The organism is Novosphingopyxis iocasae (assembly GCF_014334095.1).
Lineage (GTDB): Bacteria > Pseudomonadota > Alphaproteobacteria > Sphingomonadales > Sphingomonadaceae > Novosphingopyxis > Novosphingopyxis iocasae.
In genome coordinates, this window is sequence record NZ_CP060495.1 from 1,468,979 (window position 1) to 1,487,431 (window position 18,453).

Below are 18,453 nucleotides of genomic sequence, written 5' to 3' on the forward strand. Positions count from 1 at the left end.
CGAAGTCCTGAGCCTGTCGAAGCACGTATCTCGGCCGATAGACACCCTTCGACAAGCTCAGGGCTAACGGTGTTTTGAAGGCTCGGTCCGTTCAACCGAGCCGTTCGATGATGGTGACATTGGCCTGGCCGCCGCCCTCGCACATGGTCTGAAGGCCGTATTTGCCGCCCTTCTGTTCCAGCGCGTTGAGCAGCGTCGCCATCAGCTTGGTGCCGCTGGCGCCTAGCGGATGGCCGAGCGCGATGGCACCGCCATTGACGTTCAGCCTGGAGGCATCGCCGCCGGTGTGCTTGAGCCAGGCCAGCGGCACCGGCGCAAAGGCTTCGTTCACCTCATACAGATCGATGTCGCCGATCTTGAGGCCTGCGCGCTCCAGCGCCTTCTCGGTCGCGAACAGCGGCTCTTCCAGCATGATGACCGGATCGCCCGCGGTGATAGTGAGGTTGTGGATGCGTGCACGCGGCGTCAGGCCATGCTCTTTCAGCGCGCGCTCCGACACGATCAGCACGGCCGAGCTACCGTCGCAGATCTGGCTGGCATTGGCAGCGGAGATCATGCCCCCCTCCTGCAGCGTTTTGACCGACTGAATGCCCTCCAACGTCGCGTCGAAGCGGATGCCCTCGTCCACATCGTGGCAAATCTCGCCCTCGGGCGTTTCCACCTCGATGCCGACGATCTCCCTGGCGAAGCGTCCGGCCTTGGAAGCCTCGGCGGCCTTGCGGTGCGATTCCAGCGCAAACTCGTCGAGATCGTCCTTGGTGAAGCCGTGCTTCTTGGCGATCATCTCCGCGCCCATGAACTGGCTGAACATGACCTTGGGATAGGCTTCCTCCAGCCTCGGGCTTTTGTAGTTGCCCATCCCTTCCTTCATGTAGAGCGAGGCGGTGGAGCCCATCGGCACGCGCGTCATGCTCTCGATGCCGTTGGCGATCACCATGTCCTGCGTGCCGCTCATCACCGCTTGGGCTGCGAACTGCATCGCCTGCTGGCTGCTGCCGCATTGCCGGTCGATCGTCACCGCGGGCACGCTTTCGGGCAGGCTGGAGGCAAGCACTGCGTTGCGCCCGACATGCACGGCCTGTTCGCCGCCCTGCATCACGCAGCCGGTGACCACGTCCTCAATCGCCTTGGGATCGATGCCCGTGCGCGCGACCAGCTGGTCCAGCACATGCGCGCCGAGATCAACCGGATGCACGCCCGCCAGCTTGCCGCCGCGCTTGCCTCCGGCGGTGCGGATGGCGTCTACGATATAGGCTTCTGGCATGGGGCTCTCCTCGTGATGACCGGATTCGGTTTCTGCGTGCAACCTACAGGCCACTTGACGTTTACGTCAATGCGCGAGCGCTGCGGAGCGGGGCCGTTTGGCTTGTCACGCTTGTCGCCGGCACGCGGTTTCGCGCGAAGACGTTCGCAACAAATGCCTTCCGGGTCGCGGCGCTGGAATGGCGAAAGGAGGGCGGCGCGCGTCATAAGCCCCTGAATATCACCGCGGCTATGCTGTAGGACAGCGATAAGCGCGAAGTTTTCAATTTCCCCCTTGCAATCCCGGCATCGCCCGGAGTAGAGGCGTCGCTCCCAAGGGACATAGCCGCTCCGATTTGTGGCGCACGGGGCCTTAGCTCAGCTGGGAGAGCGCTACAATGGCATTGTAGAGGTCAGCGGTTCGATCCCGCTAGGCTCCACCATTTCCGACTACGGAAAACCATCCGGGGGATGGCTTTCGGTCGGAAATCCCGAGCGAAGCGCCGGGCCTCCCCTTTTGCCGAAGAGAATCCTGCACAGGCCATATCGGAAGTCAGCGGCCGCATCCGGCTGGGCTACGCGATATTTCGCAAGGCGGTGTCGACAAATTCGCCCGTATCGATTGTCCGCCATCGAGCAACCTACAGATGACGCCCGATGACCGAAAATTGGGTGGGAAGCGGACATTGATTTGGGAGGGCAAACGCAGCATGTTTTGCCAAGCAAAATCAGAGAAAGCAACGGATGCCGAGCAATCTCGAAAAACCATGGTTTCGGGTCAAGAAGCACGGCTATGGCGTGGGCTTGCCAATTTCATGGCAAGGCTGGCTTCTTCTTTTCGGCTACATTTTCACCATTCTCATGACGGCGTTGCTTCATTCTGAAGCGGCCTCACTCGTGGTTCTACTCGTCCTCACGCCGATCGTCTTGGTGGTCGCCTATTTGCGATCCGATGACGATTGGCGCTGGCGAAACGGAGATTAAAACGGGAGAGGAGAGAATGTCCGTGTGGGGGCGTGTCCCGAAGGGCTGGTTTCGGTACAGAAAGCGGTGATAGCGGACAGGGGGATGGCGAGCGGAATTTGCCAACACGGCTTAGATGAAGTTCCGAGTGGAACGCTGGGCATCGCAGCACCTCACCGACCCATCATCCGTTCGGGCTGAGCCTGTCGAAGCCCCGTCCTTCTTCCGCGACAATAGCGGAAACAGTACAGCCGTAGGCGCTGCGCGCCGTCTGCGACTCCGACAAGCTCAGGGCGAACGGGTTTTTTTAATTACGAGAAGTGCACGGCGAACGGGTTTTGCCATTTCGGCAAGGTTCAAGGCAAACCGGGCTTCGACAGGCTCAGCCCTTGCGGAACGCGGTTAGTTCTTCTCGTCCCGCCCCCGCCCCCAAACGTAAAACGCCGGACCAAACGGCCCGGCGCTCGCTTTTGTCGCAGATGTCGTCAGGCAGGGCCTGCGCCCTGCCCTTCGATCACTCGTCCTTGTCGTCGTCGTCGTCGCTGGACTTGGTGACGCCCAGATCGTCGTCGTCGCCCAGGTCCACGTCGCTGTCGGGCGTGTCGTCCGAATCGACTTCGTCGACATCGATGTCGAGATCGTCGTCCTGATCCTCGTCCTTTTCTTTCTTCTTGTCCTTTTCCTCATAGGGAATCGGCTGCTTGGACTTCAGGACGGGCTCGGGCTCCCACTTCTCGCCGCACTCGATGCACTCGACGGGATCGTCCTTGCCCAGATCGTAGAAGCGCGTGCCGCAGTTCGGGCAGGTCCGCTTTTGTCCCCATTCGGCTTTGGCCATGTGGCTCTCTTTCCTTGAACGTGAAGATTGGTGGCCGCGCGGGATCGCAGCGGCGTGTGAAACAGTAAGTGGCGCGCGCGCTCTTAAATGACAAGGGCGCTTTGGCAAGGGGGGTTCCGCAGATGGCAAGCTCCGTCGGCGTTGACAGCGCCGCGCCGCGCCGCGAAGCACTGGCGCCATCATGACCACCGCGCCCACCCGTTTCGCCCCTTCCGGCCCGCTGACCGGCACCGTCTCCGTTCCCGGCGACAAGAGCATTTCGCACCGATCACTGATGCTGAGCGCGCTTGCGGTGGGGGAAAGCCGCATCACCGGCTTGCTGGAGGGCGAGGACGTGCTGGCCACCGCCGCCGCCATGCGCGCCATGGGTGCGGACATCCTGCGCGGCGATGACGGCGTGTGGACGGTGCATGGCGTGGGCGTGGGCGGTCTGATGCAGCCTGGGCAAGCGCTCGACATGGGCAATAGCGGCACCTCCACGCGCCTGCTGATGGGCCTGGTGGCCAGCCATGCGATCACCTGCACCTTCACCGGCGACGCTTCGCTCAGCCATCGCCCGATGGGCCGCGTGATCGAGCCTTTGAGCGCGATGGGCGCGGATGTCAGCGCCTCGCCCGGTGGCCGCCTGCCGCTGATGGTGCGCGGCCTCGCCCCCGCCGTGCCGCTGGAATATCGCCTGCCCGTCGCCTCCGCGCAGGTGAAATCCGCGGTGCTGCTGGCAGGGCTCAACATACCGGGTGTCACCCGCGTGATCGAACCGGTGGCGACGCGCGATCATAGCGAGCGGATGCTGAAAGGTTTCGGCGCGGACATTTCTGTGGAGACCGATGCAGACGGCGCACGCATCATCTCCATCACCGGCGAGGCGGAGTTGAAGCCGCAGACCATCGCGGTGCCGGGCGATCCCTCCTCCGCCGCCTTCCCCATCGTTGCCGCGCTGATCGTTCCGGGATCGGACGTAACGCTGACGGGCATCGGCATGAACCCCACCCGCGCCGGGCTGATCGGCGTGCTGCGCGACATGGGCGGCGATATCGAGACGCTGGACGAGCGGGAGGTGGGCGGCGAGCCGGTGGCCGACCTGCGCGTACGCCACAGCGCGCTTTCCGGCATCGACGTGCCGCCGGACATCGCGCCGAGCATGATCGACGAATTTCCGGTGCTGTTCGTCGCCGCCGCCTTCGCCAAGGGCACGACGCGCACCAGCGGGCTCGACGAACTGCGCGTCAAGGAATCGGACCGGATCGCTGTGATGGCGGCGGGCCTCGCCGAAATTGGGGCGCAGGTGGAGGAGGCCGAGGATGGATTGACGATCATCGGCACGTCCGGCGATATGCTGCCTGGCTCCGCCCACCCGATCGCCAGTTCGCTCGATCACCGGATCGCGATGAGCTTTGCCGTCGCCGGGCTACATTGCCGGGATGGCGCGAGCGTGGACGACATGCATCCGGTGCAGACCAGCTTTCCGACGTTCGAGCCGATGCTGCGCGGGCTGGCAGAAGCATGAGCGATTTCGATATCTACACCCTGATCGGCTTTGTCGGCATGGCCTGCATCGTGGCGGCCTATGCCTATCTGACCTGGCAGAAGAGCCCGAACCCCTGGGTGCTGCACGGCACCAATTTGGCGGGCGCGGTGCTGCTCGCCATATCATTGTGGGTGCACACCAACTGGCCCAGCTTGGTGCTGGAGGGTTTTTGGGGTGCCATCGCGATCTACGGCCTGATCAAGGCCGCGCGCAGCAGGACAAGCGCGCAAGGTGAGGAGCAAGCGGTATGAAACATCTAATTTTTTCGCTGATGGCGCTGTTGGCGTTCAGCGCCGCTCCCGCTGCCACGCGGCAGGAAACATCGGCGGCGCAAACTGCCGCCTCGACTATTCCCCCAAGTCCGGCGGCATGGTCCAAGCCGCAGCGCGAGATGATGATCCCGGTCGAGGGCGGGCGCGTCTGGGTGCGGATCGACGGCGATCTGGCCAGCGGCGCGGTGCCCGCGATCATGATCCATGGCGGGCCGGGCGGCACGCACATGACCTTCGGCAAGCTGTTCGGTCTGGCCGACGAGCGCCCGGTGATCGCCTATGATCAGCTCGGCAGCGGCCTGTCCGATCGGCCGGATGATCCGGCGGACTTCACGAACGGCGGCGATGTCGATCGCTTCGTGCGCACGCTGGAGACGATCCGCGAGACGCTGGGCATCGAACGCTGGCACGTTATCGGCCACAGCTGGGGTTCCGCCATCGCGCTGCGCTATGCCGCCGAATATCCCGATCACACCGCCTCCGCAGTGCTGATGGGCACCTTCATCTCCACCCCGCACTGGATCATGGGCACGAACCTCCTGATCCGCGATCTGCCCGATGCTGTGCAGGCGGACCTGATCGCGTGCGAGAGCGATAGCCCGCCGGACGATGCCACCTGCACGGCGGCCAACCGCGCCTTTTACGCCGCCTATAATGGCCGCCCCGATCGCCCTGCCCCCACCGCCGCCGAAGAAGCCTATCGCGCGGCCTATGGGGGCCAGGGCTTCAACGCGGACCTCTACAATTACATGTGGGGGCCGAGCGAGTTTTCGGCGACCGGCACGCTGCTGACCTATAACGACGTGCCGCTGCTCTCCGAAGTGGACGGCAAGCGCATCCTGTTCCTGATCGGCCAGTATGACGAGGCGCGGCTCGATACGGTGCAGAATTTCGTCAAGTTGACTCCGGGCGCGGAATTCGGCGTCGTTCCCGGCGGTTCGCACGCCTTCCCGAGCGAACGGCCGATCGAAACCGAGGCCATGCTGCGCGCCTGGATGGAGCGCCTAGACCGGGCCGAGGAGCCGACATCATGATCATCGCCGTCGATGGCCCCACCGCGTCCGGCAAGGGCACTATCGCCCGCGCTTTGGGTGAGCATTTCGGCCTGCCCGTCCTCGACACCGGCCTGCTCTACCGAGCGGTTGGCCGTGGCGTTGCAGAGGCCGGAGCGGATGCGGAGGATGAAGAGGCGGCCCTCGCGCATGTCAATTTCCCGGACGCGCTGCTCGCCAATCCGGCGCTGCGGTCCGAGCGGATCGGCGGCTTTGCCAGCAAGGTCTCCGCGCATCCGAAGGTGCGAAAGGCGCTGTTCGATCGGCAGGTGGCGTTCGCGGCGCAGCCCGGCGGCGCGGTGCTCGACGGGCGTGACATCGGCACGGTGATTGCACCGGATGCGGACGCCAAGCTGTTCGTCACCGCATCGGTCGATGCACGCGCACGGCGGCGTTTTCAGGAGATGCAGAAGCGCGGCGAGGATGTGACGCTGGCAGCCATCGCCGATGATCTGCGCGCCCGCGATGCGCGCGACAGCGGACGCGCGGCATCGCCGCTCAAGCCCGCCGACGATGCGCTCTTGCTCGATACTTCGGACATGACTATAGACGAAGCCGTCCGGCAGGCGATTGCCCTGGTGGAGCGAAAGACAGAGAGCCGGCGCTAATCCGGCCCGATCACGACAAGGTGCGCGGCGGCTTCCCACTCGGAGGTCTGCCTGACGCGCCTTTTTGGCTTTGGAAAAGGCGCAGCGATCCGCGCCGTCCCAGGCTTTCGCCCCGCCCGGAATTTTGCCCGAAGGATGCCGCCTGCCGCACTCGGCGCGGGTGGCAGTTTGGCCAAAGACCGCCGGATTCAACCGGCTGGCCAGCAAAATGTGAACAAGGACCGTAACTCTATGGCCACTATGGCAAATCCGAGCCGCGACGATTTCGCAGCGATGCTCGAAGAAACACTTCCTTCCGATCAGGGCTTCGAAGGCCGCGTCGTGAAGGGCACCGTCACCGGCATCGAGAATGACCTCGCCGTGATCGACGTAGGCCTGAAGTCCGAAGGTCGCGTTCCCTTACGCGAATTCGCCAGCCCCGGCCAGAAAGCAGAAATTTCCGTTGGCGACGAAGTCGAGGTCTATGTCGACCGCGTCGAAAACGCGCATGGCGAAGCTCAGCTCAGCCGCGATCGCGCCCGCCGCGAAGCCGCTTGGGACAAGCTGGAAGCCGAATATGACCAGAGCGCCCGCGTCGAAGGCACCATCTTCGGCCGCGTGAAGGGCGGCTTCACCGTCGATCTCGGCGGCGCCGTGGCCTTCCTTCCCGGCAGCCAGGTCGATGTGCGCCCCGTGCGCGACGTCACCCCGCTGATGGACATTCCGCAGCCCTTCCAGATCCTCAAGATGGACCGTCGCCGCGGCAATATCGTCGTCTCGCGCCGCGCCATTCTGGAAGAAACCCGCGCCGAGCAGCGTTCGGGCCTCATCCAGTCGCTGACCGAAGGTCAGGTGATCGAGGGCGTGGTCAAGAACATCACCGATTACGGTGCGTTCGTCGATCTGGGCGGCATCGACGGCCTGCTCCACGTCACCGACATGAGCTACAAGCGCGTCAACCACCCCACCGAGATCCTGAACATCGGCGACACGGTGAAGGTGCAGGTGATCCGCATCAACCGCGAGACGCAGCGCATCAGCCTGGGCATGAAGCAGCTGGAAGCCGATCCTTGGGACGGCGCGCAGGCGAAGTATCCGGAAGGCATCAAGCTGAACGGCACCGTCACCAACATCACCGAATATGGTGCGTTCGTGGAGCTGGAGCCGGGCATCGAAGGCCTCGTCCACGTGTCCGAGATGAGCTGGACCAAGAAGAACGTGCATCCCGGCAAGATCGTCTCGACCAGCCAGGAAGTCGAAGTCGTCGTGCTCGAGGTGGATACCGAAAAGCGTCGCATCTCGCTCGGCCTCAAGCAGGCGCAGGGCAATCCGTGGGACGATTTCGCCGAGAAGTATCCGGTGGGCTCCACGGTCGAGGGCGAAGTCAAGAACGCCACCGAATTCGGCCTGTTCGTCGGCCTCGACGGCGATGTGGACGGCATGGTTCACATGTCCGACATCGCATGGGGCATTTCGGGCGAGGACGCGCTGCACCTGCACCGCAAGGGCGAGATGGTCCAAGCCGTCGTGCTCGACGTCGATCCGGAGAAGGAGCGCATTTCGCTCGGCATCAAGCAGCTTGAGCGCGGTGCGCCTCAGGCCGGCGCCGGCGACGATCTGCGCCGCGGCTCCACCACCACCGTCACCGTGCTCGAAGTGCGCGACGGCGGCCTGGAGGTTCAGGCGGGCGACGATGGCGCCACCGGCTTCATCAAGCGCAGCGACCTTGGCCGCGACCGCGACGAACAGCGTCCGGAGCGCTTCCAGGTCGGCCAGAAGTTCGACGCCATGGTCACCGGCTTCGATCGTTCGAAGAAGCCCAACTTCTCGATCAAGGCGCTGCAGCTGTCCGAAGAGAAGCAGGCTGTCGAGCAGTACGGCTCGACCGACTCGGGTGCATCGCTCGGCGATATCCTCGGCGAAGCGCTGAAGAAAAAAGAAGACTGATCCCTGACAGGATCGAACATAAGCGGCCCGCCTCTCCACCGAGAGGCGGGCCGTTTCGCGTTTACGACGGGGCAACTGCGTATTGTTTAGACGAGCGTCGCTCCAACCTGTATGATCGTAGCGGAGGGGAAACGATTGCACCGGCGCTAATCCATGTTAGGGGGCGACGGAATTTTTGGCATCCCTAAGCGCGTGGAGTAACCGCGAATGATCAGATCTGAACTGATCAAAAAACTGGAAGACGAAAATCCTGAGCTCAAGGCTCAGGAGATAGAGAAGATCGTCGATCTGTTTTTCAATCAGATCGTTCAGCGATTGGCCGACGGCGGCCGCGTGGAACTGCGCGGTTTCGGGGCCTTTTCCACCCGCCAGCGCGACCCGCGAAAGGGCCGCAATCCGCGCACGGGAGAGACGGTCGACGTGCCAGCCAAACGCGTGCCCTATTTCAAACCAGGCAAGGAAATCCGCGAGAAACTGAACGACGACTGAGGGCAAAGTGGGCCGAGTGAACGGAATATACCTGCTCGAAGAACTCCTGCCCCTCTCCATGTAAGCTAGCGCGGCCCACGGCCTGCTATGACGCGGCGCCCCTCATGATTTATGCCGCCGAAGGCCGATAAGTTGGACCCCCGATCAAGTCCGGGGTGACGGGGTTTGGCATGGACGGCGCGCCGCCGCTTGAGGCCTTCGCGTCTTTGCGGCTTTGCGTGAGCCCTTCCCCGTCTCCGCGCCCGCTACCGAAGCAGCGGCATGACATCGACCAGCTTCACATCGCGCATCACGCCAAGATAGGCCTCATAATAGCCTTTGTGGGACGCGCCCACGATGGCCAGCATCCGCGTGCCCGGTCGGCGCCCAAGCACCTCGCGCATGTTCGCGACCATGCGCAGGTTGCGCGTCTCCCAATAGGCGACATAGCGCCGCCCATAGCCCTGCGGCGACGGCTCGGCGAGTGCGGGGCCCCAATCCGAACGATAGGCCTGCGCGGCATAGGACGGATCGTTGGAAGCGCGGTACAGCGCCAGCAGCGCCCCCGGCTCGCCCAGGCGTGCGTTCAGCGCGTCGCTCTCCTCCTGCCGCGCCTTGGTGGCGGGATTGTCCCACGCCGCCATGATGGCCTTTCCATAGGCCTCTTCATCGTCGAGCGGGCCCATGTCGGTGGCCTGATCGTCGACGCTCCATAAGCGTTCGAGGCCCGCTTGGGCAGCGACGCGGGCGGCCACCAGATCGGTCTCGTTTTTCCGCCCCATCCGCTTCTCGAGCTGGGCGACCAGGTCGTCGTTCAGATCATCCCCGGCATGGCGTTCGCTCTCGGGCAGGCGCAGCCACTGGACGAGCGCGGACCCCGGCTCACCCGCCGCGAGGAAGACTGCCGCGAGTTTGCGGCGCATCGCGGGCGCGGGATCGGCAGGCCACTCCGCAAGCATCCGCGCCGCCTGCGCATTGGCCGAGGGTACATCCAGGCCCGTGGCTCGTCCGGCCGCGCTGGGATCGTAGCAATAGGTTTCGATATCCGCCGGATCGAAGCGCGGGGCCTGCGCCCGCATGCTATGACACAAGAGACCGGAAAGCTGCTCGACCGCAATGGCCGTGGGCTTCCAGGCAGCAAGCCTCTCAACCAGCGGCTCGGCCATGTCCGGCTGGAAACTGTCGGGCAGGTTGGAGAGATGCGGTGTACCAAGCACCAGCACCTCGTTCGGTTGGCCCGCAGGGTGATCCGTCATCGCGCCGGGCTGGAAGCTCGGACGATAGTCCTGCGCCAAAGCCCCCTGCCCCGCCCCGCTCGCAACCAGCGCCAGGCAAAGCGTACCGATCCAGCCCGTTCTCATCCCGCACCCTCCGTTCGAAACGGATGCTACGGGCCGGTGCGCCATCGCGCAATTGCCGAAACGGACGCGGGCCGGCTCAGCTCTTCAGGCGATATCCGGTGCGGAACATCCAGTAGATGACGGCTAGGCACAGGATCAGGAACAGCGCCAGCGCGCCCAGGCTGACGCCGATGGACACGTCGCCCGACCCGAAAAAGGTCCAGCGGAAGCCGCTGATGAGGTAGACCACCGGATTGAACAGCGTCAGCGTCTGCCAGAAAGGCGGCAGCATGTTGATGCTGTAAAACGCACCGCCGAGGAAGGTGAGCGGATAGACGACGAGCAGCGGGATCACCTGCAACTGCTCGAAATTCTTCGCCCAGATGCCGATGATGAAGCCGAAAAGGCAGAAGGCGATGGCGATCAGGATCATCATGCCCAGCATCAGCACCGGATGGTCGATCCGCGGCTCCACGAAGGCCGTGCTGGTGGCCAGGATGATGAGGCCGATGATGACGGATTTGGTGGCCGCGGCGCCCACATAGGCCAGCACCGTCTCGAACGCGCTGAGCGGCGAGGACAGCAGCTCGTAGATCGTGCCCGTCCATTTGGGCATGTAGATGCCGAAGCTGGAATTGCTGATGCTTTCGGTGAACATCGACAGCATGATCAGGCCGGGCACGATGAACGCGCCGTAGCTGGTGCCGCCCACATCGCCCATGCGCCCGCCGATCGCGGAGCCGAACACGATGAAATAGAGTGCGGTGGTGAGCACCGGCAGCACCAGCGATGTCCAGAAGGTGCGGCGGAAACGGGCGAGTTCGAACTTGTAGATCGCCCAGACGCCGCGAAGATTGTTGTCGCTCATGCCGCGTCCTCCTTCCGGTGGACCAGCTCCACGAAAATATCTTCGAGCGAACTTTGCCGCGTGTTGAGGTCCGAAAAGCCGATGCCGAGATCGCTCACGCGGCGCAGCAGCGACGGCACGCCAGTATGCTCTGCCTTCGCATCGAATTCATAGACCAACTCATGCCCCTCGCCCGCCAGCTGCGGGTTCCATTCGGCCAGATCGGGCGGCACGGCGTCCAGCGGCGTATCGAGGTTCAGCGTCAGCCGCTTGCGGCCGAGCTTCTGCATCAGCGCGTTTTTCTCCTCCACCAGGATCAACTTGCCGCCGGTGATGACGCCCACCCGGTCGGCCATTTCCTCTGCCTCCTCGATATAATGGGTGGTGAGGATGATGGTGACGCCGCGCTCCCGAAGGCCGCCCACCATGCGCCACATGTCCCGGCGCAGCTCGACATCGACGCCCGCGGTCGGCTCGTCCAGGAACAGGATATCGGGCTCGTGGCTCAGCGCCTTGGCGATCATCAAGCGGCGCTTCATGCCGCCGGACAGCTCCTGCACCTGCGCGCGGCGCTTGTCCCACAGCGAAAGGTCGCGCAGCAGCTGCTCGATATAGGCCGGATCGGCGGGCTTGCCGAACAAGGCGCGGCTGAAATTGATGGTATCGAGCACCTTTTCGAACGCATCGGTGTGCAGTTCCTGCGGCACGAGCCCGATCTTCCGTCGCACCTTGCGATAGTCAGAGCGCCAATTCTCTCCCTCCACCGTCACGCTGCCTGATGTGGGCGTCACCAGCCCGCAGACGATGCCGATCATCGTGGTCTTGCCCGCGCCATTGGGGCCGAGCAGCGCGAAGATCTCGCCCCGCTCGATCGACAGATCGACATGATCCAGTGCAACCGTGCCACCGGAATAGGTTTTGGAAAGTCCGCTGATTTCTAGGATGGCCATGGTCTGCCCCTTACTCGGTGCGCGCGCCTCCGCATAGACGCCTTGACCATGCCGACCTCCCCAGCCAATCAATCCACCATCGAGCCCGGTGGAGGTAATGGTGGTGCGTCAATTTCTTATCGGGCTTGGCCTGCTTTTTATTCTTTCTGCGCACTCCGGCTGCGCGCCGCAGGTCCGCGAGCATATCTATAAGCCCGTGCCACTTGATCGAACTCCAGTTACTTTTGAAGGTAGCGTACCGCAGCAGGTTTCCACGACCACTGCGGACGGGCTGGTTCTTTACGGCTATTATTGGGCACCGCGCGATCCAAACGGCGATGTCGTTATCTACTTTCATGGCAATGGCAACAACGCGCTGGTCGCCGCGAAGAAGGCGCAGCCGTTATCGGAGGATGGGCATGGCCTTCTCGTCGCGTCTTACAGGGGTTATGGCGCGAACCCCGGAAAACCCAGCGAGGAAGGCCTGATCGCCGACGGCGATGCGTGGTTTACCAAAGCGCATGAACTCGCTCCGGGCTCCAAGATGTTCGTATTTGGCCATTCATTAGGGGGAGCGGTGGCAATAGCCATGGGCGCGCGCCACAATGTTAGCGGCGTGGCAACCTTGGGGGCCTTTTCCAAGCTCGCTGCGATGGCGACTGTTGTTACCCAGGCCTTGCTTCCCGACCAGTTCGACAATCTGAAAACTATCAAGCTGGTCCACGCGCCGATTTTCCTGTTTCACGGGACGGCCGATAAGGTCGTCTCCTTCGAGCAGGCCGAAAGGCTTGCTGCCGCAGCGCCAGAAGCCCAGCTGCTCCCCTTGCCGAACGGCGGCCACGAAATCGACATGACCAAGCTCGCCCCGTTCGTCTGGCAAGCTTTCGAGACCGGCACACTGGACCCTGCGCTATTGCGCTGACCGACAAGGGGGGCTTGACCGCGCAGGCCTTGTGCAGCCATTCGGCATCAAGCCCACGACATATGCGGACGTGGCGGAATGGTAGACGCTGCGGACTTAAAATCCGCTTGCCCAGTGCAGTGCGGGTTCGAGTCCCGCCGTCCGCACCAGAATGAAAGCAGCCGGCGCGCATCCTGATGCAAGGAGCCCCGGCTTGCGCTACAGCGATGGCATGAGCCGCCCTGTCCTCTCGTTAGCCATCGGCGCCGTTCTGATCCTGACAAGCTGCGGCGGCGCGGTGGACAATGAAAGTATTGCCGTCACCGCGATCGACCGGGGCGAAAAGGACCTCAATATCGGGCGGCTTCCGCTCGGCACCGGGGCGGGACTGTTGCGCGCGGCTACGGCGCAGGGGCTGGTGAGCTTCGACAAAGAGGGCCGCATCAACCCCGGCCTCGCCGAACGCTGGATCGCCAGCGAGGACGGCCTTAGCTACATCTTTCGCATCGGCGATGCGCAATGGATCGACGGCGGCGAGGTGAGCGCCCGGCAGGTGGCGACGATCCTGCGCCAGCGCATTGGCGAGCTACGCCGCGGCGGCTTTTCCGAAGACCTGGCGCTGATAGGCGATATCAACGCGATCACCGGGCATGTGCTGGAAATCCAGCTGGAGCGCCCGCGCCCCAATCTGCTCGAACTGCTCGCTCAGCCGGAATTCGGCATCGTGCGGCGCAGCGACGGCTCCGGTCCGATGATCTCCGCGCGCGAGGGCAAGGGGATGACGCTCCTCCACCGCAGCTTCAATCTGGAAGACGGCGGGGAGGACGCGGTGCCGCCGCGCATACGGCTGAGGCGGCGCGAGGCTGCCCGTGCCGTTGCCGCCTATCTTTCCGGCGTCGCCGATGTGGTGGAAGGCGGCCGCTTTCAGGAACTGCCTTTGGCTGCGGCGGGTCAGATCGAAGCCGCAGCGATCAGTATCGACCCGACCGACGGCCTGTTCGGCCTGATGGTGGTCAACGACAGCCCGTTTCTGGCCGACAGCAGCAACCGCGCCGCCATCGCCATGGCCATCGATCGCAGCACGGCGCTTGCCGATTTCGAGCGACCCGAATGGACAGCGCGGGAGAACATTTTTCCGGACGGCCTTTTCGGTAATCTGGCCCTGCCGGCCCCGGAGTGGACCGGGCTGAGCGTGCCCGATCGCGCAGCGGAAGGCGCGCGGCGCATCGCCTCATGGTCCGCCGAAAATCAGGCACCGCCGACGCTGCGGATCGCAATGCCCAAGGGCGCGGGCGGACGCATGCTGTACGCCCGGATCGCGGCGGACCTTGCCGCCATCGGCCTCGCCACCCGCCGCGTGGGGCCGCAAGAAGACGCTGACCTGCGCCTCATTGATCAGGTAGCCGATTATGACGGGCCGATCTGGTATCTTGCCCGCCTCACCTGCCCCGCCACACCGCTGTGCGATGAGGAAGCCGATGCGCGGGTGGAGCAGGCCCTTGCCGCGCCGTCGCTTGCCGAGCGCCGGCTGCTGCTGCGCGATGCGGCCGCGCAGATCCAGGCCGCGAACCGGTTCATTCCCATCGCCACACCGCTTCGCTTCTCGCTGGTGCGGCCGGGAATCGAAGGGCACGCGCCCAATTCACGCGGGTGGCATCTGTTGCAATATCTTGGCGGCGGACCCATTTCCTGATCATCGACATCCGGATTGATCGGGAGGAATGATCACGCAATGAAGGTCAACAGCGCACAGATGGACCGCTTCAGCGAACTAATGGGTTCGGCTGCGCGCGATCCGCATGCGATCAGGCAACGTATCGAGATCATGGAGCATCTGCTCGAGGGCATGTTCGTCCTGCCGGGCATCAAACGTCGCATTGGGCTCGATTCGATCATCGGCCTCATTCCGGTAATCGGCGACATCGTCACTGCCGCGATGGGTGCTTATATCGTCTGGGAAGCGCGCAATCTGGGCATGTCCAAATTTCATCTGGCACGCATGGCCGGCAATATCGGTATCGATACGCTGATCGGTGCGGTCCCCTTCGTGGGTGACGCGTTCGACCTTCTCTACCGCTCGAACACCAAGAACCTTCGGATCATCCGGAAGCATCTCGACAAGCATCACCCGCAAACGGTGGTGATCGAGGGCTGACCTTCCGGCGCTTAGCCGCCGCGCCAGATCTTTACCTTTGTGGTGCCGGGTTGAGAAGGCGCAGCGCAGGCCGTAGGGCGAAAACGCAGGCCGAGGCACAGCCGTACTTCCGTGAGCCAGCCGCGCCGGTTCAGTTTCAGCCGCACGGCGCTTTCCGGCAGGCCGGGATTGGCTTGGGCAAACGCCGCCCGAACGGAGCCAGCCGTCGGCTCCTTTCTGCTAAGACGGTCCATGTCGGGAAATTCCAGCGCATCGAACAGCACGGCGGAGGCGCGAAAATAGGCGCTCGGGCGCGCGGTCATGCAGCTTCCGTGCTTGGCCCATTCGTGGTTGAGCAGGCCAACCGAGGGCGTGCGGCAGATTTGTTCGCGAAGATCGGCGGGCGGCACCGGCTTTACCGATCGGCAATATTGCGGCCACGGCGCCCGGGCCCGCCCCTGCGGCCACAGGCCGTGCAGGACAAAACCGAAATCGCCGATCCGCCCCGCCGAACATTGCAGGGCGTCGCGTGCGCTGCTGGTGCGCGTCCGGCAATATTCGGGCGACCAACTCAGGCTGAGCACATAGCCGCCTGTCGGCACCCGCCGCACCGGCTCGGCGGGCGGACGCGGGGCCGCTTCACTGCGTGGAAGCGATCGAGGCGCGCGGCACTGCCAGCCCTGCGCGGCAACGGGGCCAGCGGCGGTCAACAGCGCAAGCGATGCCAGACGGAGCATCGCGCGCCCCGACATCGCTCAGTCGAACGTCCGGTCGAGCGTTTCCGGATCGTCCACAGTTTCTCCCGCGAACCACGCCCGCGCGTCCGGCTTGAAGAGGAAGTAGACACCGGCGACGCTCAGGATCGTGCTCGCCAGCCCGATGAACTTGTTGAGGTTGAACTCACCCACAAAAATGGACGGCAGACCGATCAGACCGATGAGCGTCAGGACCACGAGGATCCACTTGGCAATGTTGCTCGCCCGCCGCGAAATGAAATACCAAAGCAGCAATGTCAGCGCGTAAGTGATGACGGTGATGACCACGAGTGTCGTCGGCGTCAGCATCGTGCCCGCGGCCTGAACTTCGATGCTGCTGAAATTCATGATGGTGCCGATCAGTCCGACGAGGATGCTCGCCAGATAGAGAATATCGAATTTCTTGATGGATTCCGGGCGCATCGGCACCTCCCCTTTTCAGACGCCTTGAACAGGAGCCTGACGTGCCCGCAAAAGCGCGCGCGATCAAGCGGGGGCGTAATCCAGGCCGATATCCGCAGCCGGGGCCGACTGGGTAAGCCGCCCCACCGAAACATAGGTGACGCCCGTCGCCGCCTTGTCGCGGATGGTTTCCAGCGTGATCCCGCCCGAGGCTTCTGTCGGCACGCGCCCGCCTACCTTGTCCACCGCCTCTCGCAAGGTGGGCACGTTCATATTATCGAGCAGGAGATGCGTCGCGCCGGCATCGAGCGCGGCCGCGATCTGATCGATCCGGTCCACTTCGACGATAATGTCCGCGATGCCCGCATCCGCCGCGCGCTTCACCGCGGTGGCGACATCGCCCGCGACGGCGACATGATTGTCCTTGATCATCGCCGCGTCCCACAGGCCCATGCGATGGTTCTGCGCGCCGCCCATGCGGGTGGCGTATTTTTCCAGCGCGCGGAGGCCGGGAATGGTCTTGCGCGTATCGAGCAGGATGCAGCCGGTGCCATCGATCGCATCCACATAGCTACGCGTCATCGTGGCGATACCGGTGAGATGCTGCACGGTGTTGAGCGCGGCGCGCTCCGCCGTCAGCATCCCCCGCGCCTTGCCGGACAGCATCATCAGATCGGTGCCAGCAGGTACATGCGCGCCGTCTTCCAGCAACCGGTCGATCTCGACATCGGGATCAAGCCGGCGGAAAAATGCCTCCGCAATCGCAAGGCCGGCGATCACGGCATCGTCACGGCTGTCCATCACCGCGCGGAACCGCGTGTCCGCTGGGATAACGGCCTCGGACGTTACATCGGTTTTGCCGAGCAGGTCCTCCTCCAGCACCGAGGAGACGAAGGCGTCGCAATCAAAATGATCGATCATGCGCACCGGCCTAGGCGCGCGAACGCTTCTCTTCAACCGCTGCGGCCGCAGCGGCATAGGCTGCTGCGATATCGCAGCGGTCCGCGTCCAGGCTTGCGCGCAGTTGAGCATGATCGCGCATCTGGCCGGCCCAGTCGATCATCAGTTTTTGAATATCGGCGGGCACTTCGTCCCGCTCGCAAATCGTCGCCGCCCGCCCAAGCATCTGGATAAACCGCACCGCGACGCTCGGATAATCCGCAGCGGCCTGACGGAACGCCGCGATCGGGTGCGCGAACAGGCCCTCGAAGCTGTGATCGGCCAGATAGACCCGCCCGCCGATCCAGCCCGGCTGCCGTGCGGCGCGCGCCTGCGCCGCCAGCACTGCGCCGAGCCGGTCACAACAGGCGATCCCGGTATAGAAATCGTTGATCGCAGGAGACAGCGCGCGGGCACCAATCTCGACCAGCAACCGCAACTGGAAAACTACGCCCTGGGCATCGGCCCTGAAATCGCCATAGGAGAATTGCCGGGCAATCTGCATGCAGCTTTCCGGATCGCGATGATCTTCGAACCGACCGAGATGCTCGCCTTTCAGCACATAGCGGCCCACGCCGATGTCCAGGCGCAGCCGGCGGCCATGCTCCTGCGCGATCTCGATTATGCGATCGAAATCGATGCCCTCGATATAGCCTTCGCGTACCGCCATAATCGGTGCGCCGGCAAAATCGGGCCGCGCACCCGGCTCGGTTTCCTGGAAGAAACCGCGATCGGCGCTTCCGTCCTTGCCCAGCTCGGCTACGGCGGTATCGACATGGATCGCACGGGCGAGGTCGTGGAGCGCCGCGGCAAGCCAGCCGATCACCAATAGCGTGTAAATCAAGAGCGCCGTCAGCGTGCCGCGCGCCACATGGGCGCCGCTTGCATCCGGATCGACCGCCCACAATGTCATCAGCGCCCAGCCGAGCCCGCCCAGCAGCAACCCCAGCGTGAACCGCGTCATCCGCCGCGCGATCCAGCGGTCTATCAGGCGGATGCCAAGATTGCTGGCTGCAAGCGTCAGCACCAGCAGCGTGATCGAGAAATACAGCGTCAGGAACGCGGCGTGGACGCCCACCAGCGTGCTTGCGAGTTCCTGCGCGCTCTTGCCAGCCATGGAGAACGGCCAGTCCTGGGCGCCAAGCCATGCAGAAAGACCCGCGGCGTCTGCGTATAATAGCCCGCCTGCTACCACCAGAGAGGCGAGCAATATCAGGATCGGCAGGAACCAGAAGCTCCCCACTACCAGAGCGATAAGCCATTGCAGCGGAGAACGGCTGGAGCGCTTCATGACCTAGGATCTTTCAAG

General features: G+C 63.8%; 19 protein-coding genes and 2 tRNA genes. 12 read left to right on the forward strand and 9 right to left on the reverse strand.

Annotated elements, in window-relative coordinates:
- Window positions 1-91: 91 nt before the first annotated feature.
- Complete coding sequence (locus H7X45_RS06995; RefSeq protein WP_187336777.1) at window positions 92-1,264, reverse strand: acetyl-CoA C-acetyltransferase; 1,173 nt, start codon at window positions 1,262-1,264, stop codon at window positions 92-94.
- A 345-nt stretch (window positions 1,265-1,609) separates the two neighbouring features.
- Between H7X45_RS06995 and H7X45_RS07000 the strand changes: the two genes are divergently transcribed.
- Window positions 1,610-1,685 (forward strand) — tRNA-Ala (locus tag H7X45_RS07000).
- Window positions 1,686-1,986: 301 nt separating this feature from the next.
- On the forward strand, window positions 1,987-2,226 hold the full coding sequence (locus H7X45_RS07005) for a hypothetical protein (protein WP_187336778.1): 240 nt from the start codon (window positions 1,987-1,989) through the stop codon (window positions 2,224-2,226).
- A 493-nt stretch (window positions 2,227-2,719) separates the two neighbouring features.
- Here H7X45_RS07005 and H7X45_RS07010 read toward each other — a convergent pair whose 3' ends face one another.
- Complete coding sequence (locus H7X45_RS07010) at window positions 2,720-3,043, reverse strand: TIGR02300 family protein (RefSeq protein WP_187336779.1); 324 nt, start codon at window positions 3,041-3,043, stop codon at window positions 2,720-2,722.
- A 181-nt stretch (window positions 3,044-3,224) separates the two neighbouring features.
- Between H7X45_RS07010 and aroA the strand changes: the two genes are divergently transcribed.
- The 6 genes from aroA to H7X45_RS07040 all read left to right on the forward strand — a co-directional run bounded on the left by aroA (window position 3,225) and on the right by H7X45_RS07040 (window position 8,918).
- Window positions 3,225-4,550, forward strand: coding sequence for a 3-phosphoshikimate 1-carboxyvinyltransferase (aroA, locus tag H7X45_RS07015; RefSeq protein WP_187336780.1), 1,326 nt, complete (start codon window positions 3,225-3,227; stop codon window positions 4,548-4,550).
- Window positions 4,547-4,822, forward strand: coding sequence for a CBU_0592 family membrane protein (locus H7X45_RS07020; protein WP_187336781.1), 276 nt, complete (start codon window positions 4,547-4,549; stop codon window positions 4,820-4,822). The genes aroA and H7X45_RS07020 overlap by 4 nt, the downstream gene beginning before the upstream one ends.
- On the forward strand, window positions 4,819-5,877 hold the full coding sequence (locus tag H7X45_RS07025; protein ID WP_246449791.1) for a proline iminopeptidase-family hydrolase: 1,059 nt from the start codon (window positions 4,819-4,821) through the stop codon (window positions 5,875-5,877). The genes H7X45_RS07020 and H7X45_RS07025 overlap by 4 nt, the downstream gene beginning before the upstream one ends.
- Window positions 5,874-6,503 (forward strand): (d)CMP kinase, encoded by a 630-nt coding sequence (gene cmk / locus H7X45_RS07030; RefSeq protein WP_187336782.1) that lies wholly within the window; start codon window positions 5,874-5,876, stop codon window positions 6,501-6,503. Before H7X45_RS07025 ends, cmk begins: the two co-directional genes overlap by 4 nt.
- Window positions 6,504-6,734: 231 nt before the next feature.
- Entirely contained in the window at window positions 6,735-8,429 is a 1,695-nt protein-coding gene (gene rpsA / locus H7X45_RS07035; protein ID WP_232343450.1) for a 30S ribosomal protein S1, read from the forward strand.
- A gap of 207 nt (window positions 8,430-8,636) precedes the next feature.
- Window positions 8,637-8,918, forward strand: a complete 282-nt coding sequence (locus H7X45_RS07040) for an integration host factor subunit beta (protein WP_187336784.1) — start codon at window positions 8,637-8,639, stop codon at window positions 8,916-8,918.
- Window positions 8,919-9,163: 245 nt separating this feature from the next.
- Here the strand turns inward: H7X45_RS07040 and H7X45_RS07045 are convergent, their stop codons facing one another.
- The 3 genes from H7X45_RS07045 to H7X45_RS07055 form a co-directional block, all read right to left on the reverse strand.
- Window positions 9,164-10,258 carry a DUF5694 domain-containing protein gene (locus H7X45_RS07045; protein ID WP_187336785.1) on the reverse strand — a complete coding sequence of 365 codons (1,095 nt, stop codon included), beginning with the start codon at window positions 10,256-10,258 and terminating at the stop codon, window positions 9,164-9,166.
- Between the two features lie 76 nt (window positions 10,259-10,334).
- Window positions 10,335-11,105 (reverse strand): ABC transporter permease, encoded by a 771-nt coding sequence (locus tag H7X45_RS07050; protein ID WP_187336786.1) that lies wholly within the window; start codon window positions 11,103-11,105, stop codon window positions 10,335-10,337.
- Window positions 11,102-12,034 carry an ABC transporter ATP-binding protein gene (locus H7X45_RS07055; RefSeq protein ID WP_187336787.1) on the reverse strand — a complete coding sequence of 311 codons (933 nt, stop codon included), beginning with the start codon at window positions 12,032-12,034 and terminating at the stop codon, window positions 11,102-11,104. Before H7X45_RS07055 ends, H7X45_RS07050 begins: the two co-directional genes overlap by 4 nt.
- Before the next feature lie 97 nt (window positions 12,035-12,131).
- On the opposite strand from H7X45_RS07055, the gene H7X45_RS07060 reads away from it, so the two are divergent.
- The 4 genes from H7X45_RS07060 (at window position 12,132) to H7X45_RS07075 (ending at window position 15,069) form a co-directional block, all read left to right on the forward strand.
- Window positions 12,132-12,935, forward strand: a complete 804-nt coding sequence (locus H7X45_RS07060; RefSeq protein WP_246449841.1) for an alpha/beta hydrolase — start codon at window positions 12,132-12,134, stop codon at window positions 12,933-12,935.
- A 64-nt stretch (window positions 12,936-12,999) separates the two neighbouring features.
- Window positions 13,000-13,084, forward strand: a tRNA-Leu gene (locus tag H7X45_RS07065).
- 44 nt (window positions 13,085-13,128) lie between these two features.
- The gene (locus tag H7X45_RS07070) at window positions 13,129-14,607 is read left to right on the forward strand and encodes an ABC transporter substrate-binding protein (protein ID WP_187336789.1); all 1,479 of its coding nucleotides are present in this window, start codon (window positions 13,129-13,131) and stop codon (window positions 14,605-14,607) included.
- A gap of 39 nt (window positions 14,608-14,646) precedes the next feature.
- Entirely contained in the window at window positions 14,647-15,069 is a 423-nt protein-coding gene (locus tag H7X45_RS07075; protein WP_187336790.1) for a DUF4112 domain-containing protein, read from the forward strand.
- A gap of 11 nt (window positions 15,070-15,080) precedes the next feature.
- Here the strand turns inward: H7X45_RS07075 and H7X45_RS07080 are convergent, their stop codons facing one another.
- The 4 genes from H7X45_RS07080 to H7X45_RS07095 all read right to left on the reverse strand — a co-directional run bounded on the left by H7X45_RS07080 (window position 15,081) and on the right by H7X45_RS07095 (window position 18,435).
- Window positions 15,081-15,785, reverse strand: coding sequence for a ribonuclease T2 family protein (locus H7X45_RS07080; RefSeq protein WP_187336791.1), 705 nt, complete (start codon window positions 15,783-15,785; stop codon window positions 15,081-15,083).
- An 18-nt stretch (window positions 15,786-15,803) separates the two neighbouring features.
- Window positions 15,804-16,226 (reverse strand): hypothetical protein, encoded by a 423-nt coding sequence (locus H7X45_RS07085; RefSeq protein WP_187336792.1) that lies wholly within the window; start codon window positions 16,224-16,226, stop codon window positions 15,804-15,806.
- A gap of 63 nt (window positions 16,227-16,289) precedes the next feature.
- Window positions 16,290-17,126 (reverse strand): carboxylating nicotinate-nucleotide diphosphorylase, encoded by an 837-nt coding sequence (gene nadC, locus H7X45_RS07090; protein WP_187336793.1) that lies wholly within the window; start codon window positions 17,124-17,126, stop codon window positions 16,290-16,292.
- 10 nt (window positions 17,127-17,136) lie between these two features.
- Complete coding sequence (locus tag H7X45_RS07095; protein WP_187336794.1) at window positions 17,137-18,435, reverse strand: DUF2254 family protein; 1,299 nt, start codon at window positions 18,433-18,435, stop codon at window positions 17,137-17,139.
- Window positions 18,436-18,453: the final 18 nt, after the last annotated feature.

Coding starts and splice junctions, on each gene's coding strand:
- H7X45_RS06995 (WP_187336777.1), bottom strand. CDS start 1,264: ATGCCAGAAGCCTATATCGTAGACGCCATCCGCACCGCCGGAGGCAAG.
- H7X45_RS07005 (WP_187336778.1), top strand. CDS start 1,987: ATGCCGAGCAATCTCGAAAAACCATGGTTTCGGGTCAAGAAGCACGGC.
- H7X45_RS07010 (WP_187336779.1), bottom strand. CDS start 3,043: ATGGCCAAAGCCGAATGGGGACAAAAGCGGACCTGCCCGAACTGCGGC.
- aroA (WP_187336780.1), top strand. CDS start 3,225: ATGACCACCGCGCCCACCCGTTTCGCCCCTTCCGGCCCGCTGACCGGC.
- H7X45_RS07020 (WP_187336781.1), top strand. CDS start 4,547: ATGAGCGATTTCGATATCTACACCCTGATCGGCTTTGTCGGCATGGCC.
- H7X45_RS07025 (WP_246449791.1), top strand. CDS start 4,819: ATGAAACATCTAATTTTTTCGCTGATGGCGCTGTTGGCGTTCAGCGCC.
- cmk (WP_187336782.1), top strand. CDS start 5,874: ATGATCATCGCCGTCGATGGCCCCACCGCGTCCGGCAAGGGCACTATC.
- rpsA (WP_232343450.1), top strand. CDS start 6,735: ATGGCCACTATGGCAAATCCGAGCCGCGACGATTTCGCAGCGATGCTC.
- H7X45_RS07040 (WP_187336784.1), top strand. CDS start 8,637: ATGATCAGATCTGAACTGATCAAAAAACTGGAAGACGAAAATCCTGAG.
- H7X45_RS07045 (WP_187336785.1), bottom strand. CDS start 10,258: ATGAGAACGGGCTGGATCGGTACGCTTTGCCTGGCGCTGGTTGCGAGC.
- H7X45_RS07050 (WP_187336786.1), bottom strand. CDS start 11,105: ATGAGCGACAACAATCTTCGCGGCGTCTGGGCGATCTACAAGTTCGAA.
- H7X45_RS07055 (WP_187336787.1), bottom strand. CDS start 12,034: ATGGCCATCCTAGAAATCAGCGGACTTTCCAAAACCTATTCCGGTGGC.
- H7X45_RS07060 (WP_246449841.1), top strand. CDS start 12,132: ATGGTGGTGCGTCAATTTCTTATCGGGCTTGGCCTGCTTTTTATTCTT.
- H7X45_RS07075 (WP_187336790.1), top strand. CDS start 14,647: ATGAAGGTCAACAGCGCACAGATGGACCGCTTCAGCGAACTAATGGGT.
- H7X45_RS07080 (WP_187336791.1), bottom strand. CDS start 15,785: ATGCTCCGTCTGGCATCGCTTGCGCTGTTGACCGCCGCTGGCCCCGTT.
- H7X45_RS07085 (WP_187336792.1), bottom strand. CDS start 16,226: ATGCGCCCGGAATCCATCAAGAAATTCGATATTCTCTATCTGGCGAGC.
- nadC (WP_187336793.1), bottom strand. CDS start 17,126: ATGATCGATCATTTTGATTGCGACGCCTTCGTCTCCTCGGTGCTGGAG.
- H7X45_RS07095 (WP_187336794.1), bottom strand. CDS start 18,435: ATGAAGCGCTCCAGCCGTTCTCCGCTGCAATGGCTTATCGCTCTGGTA.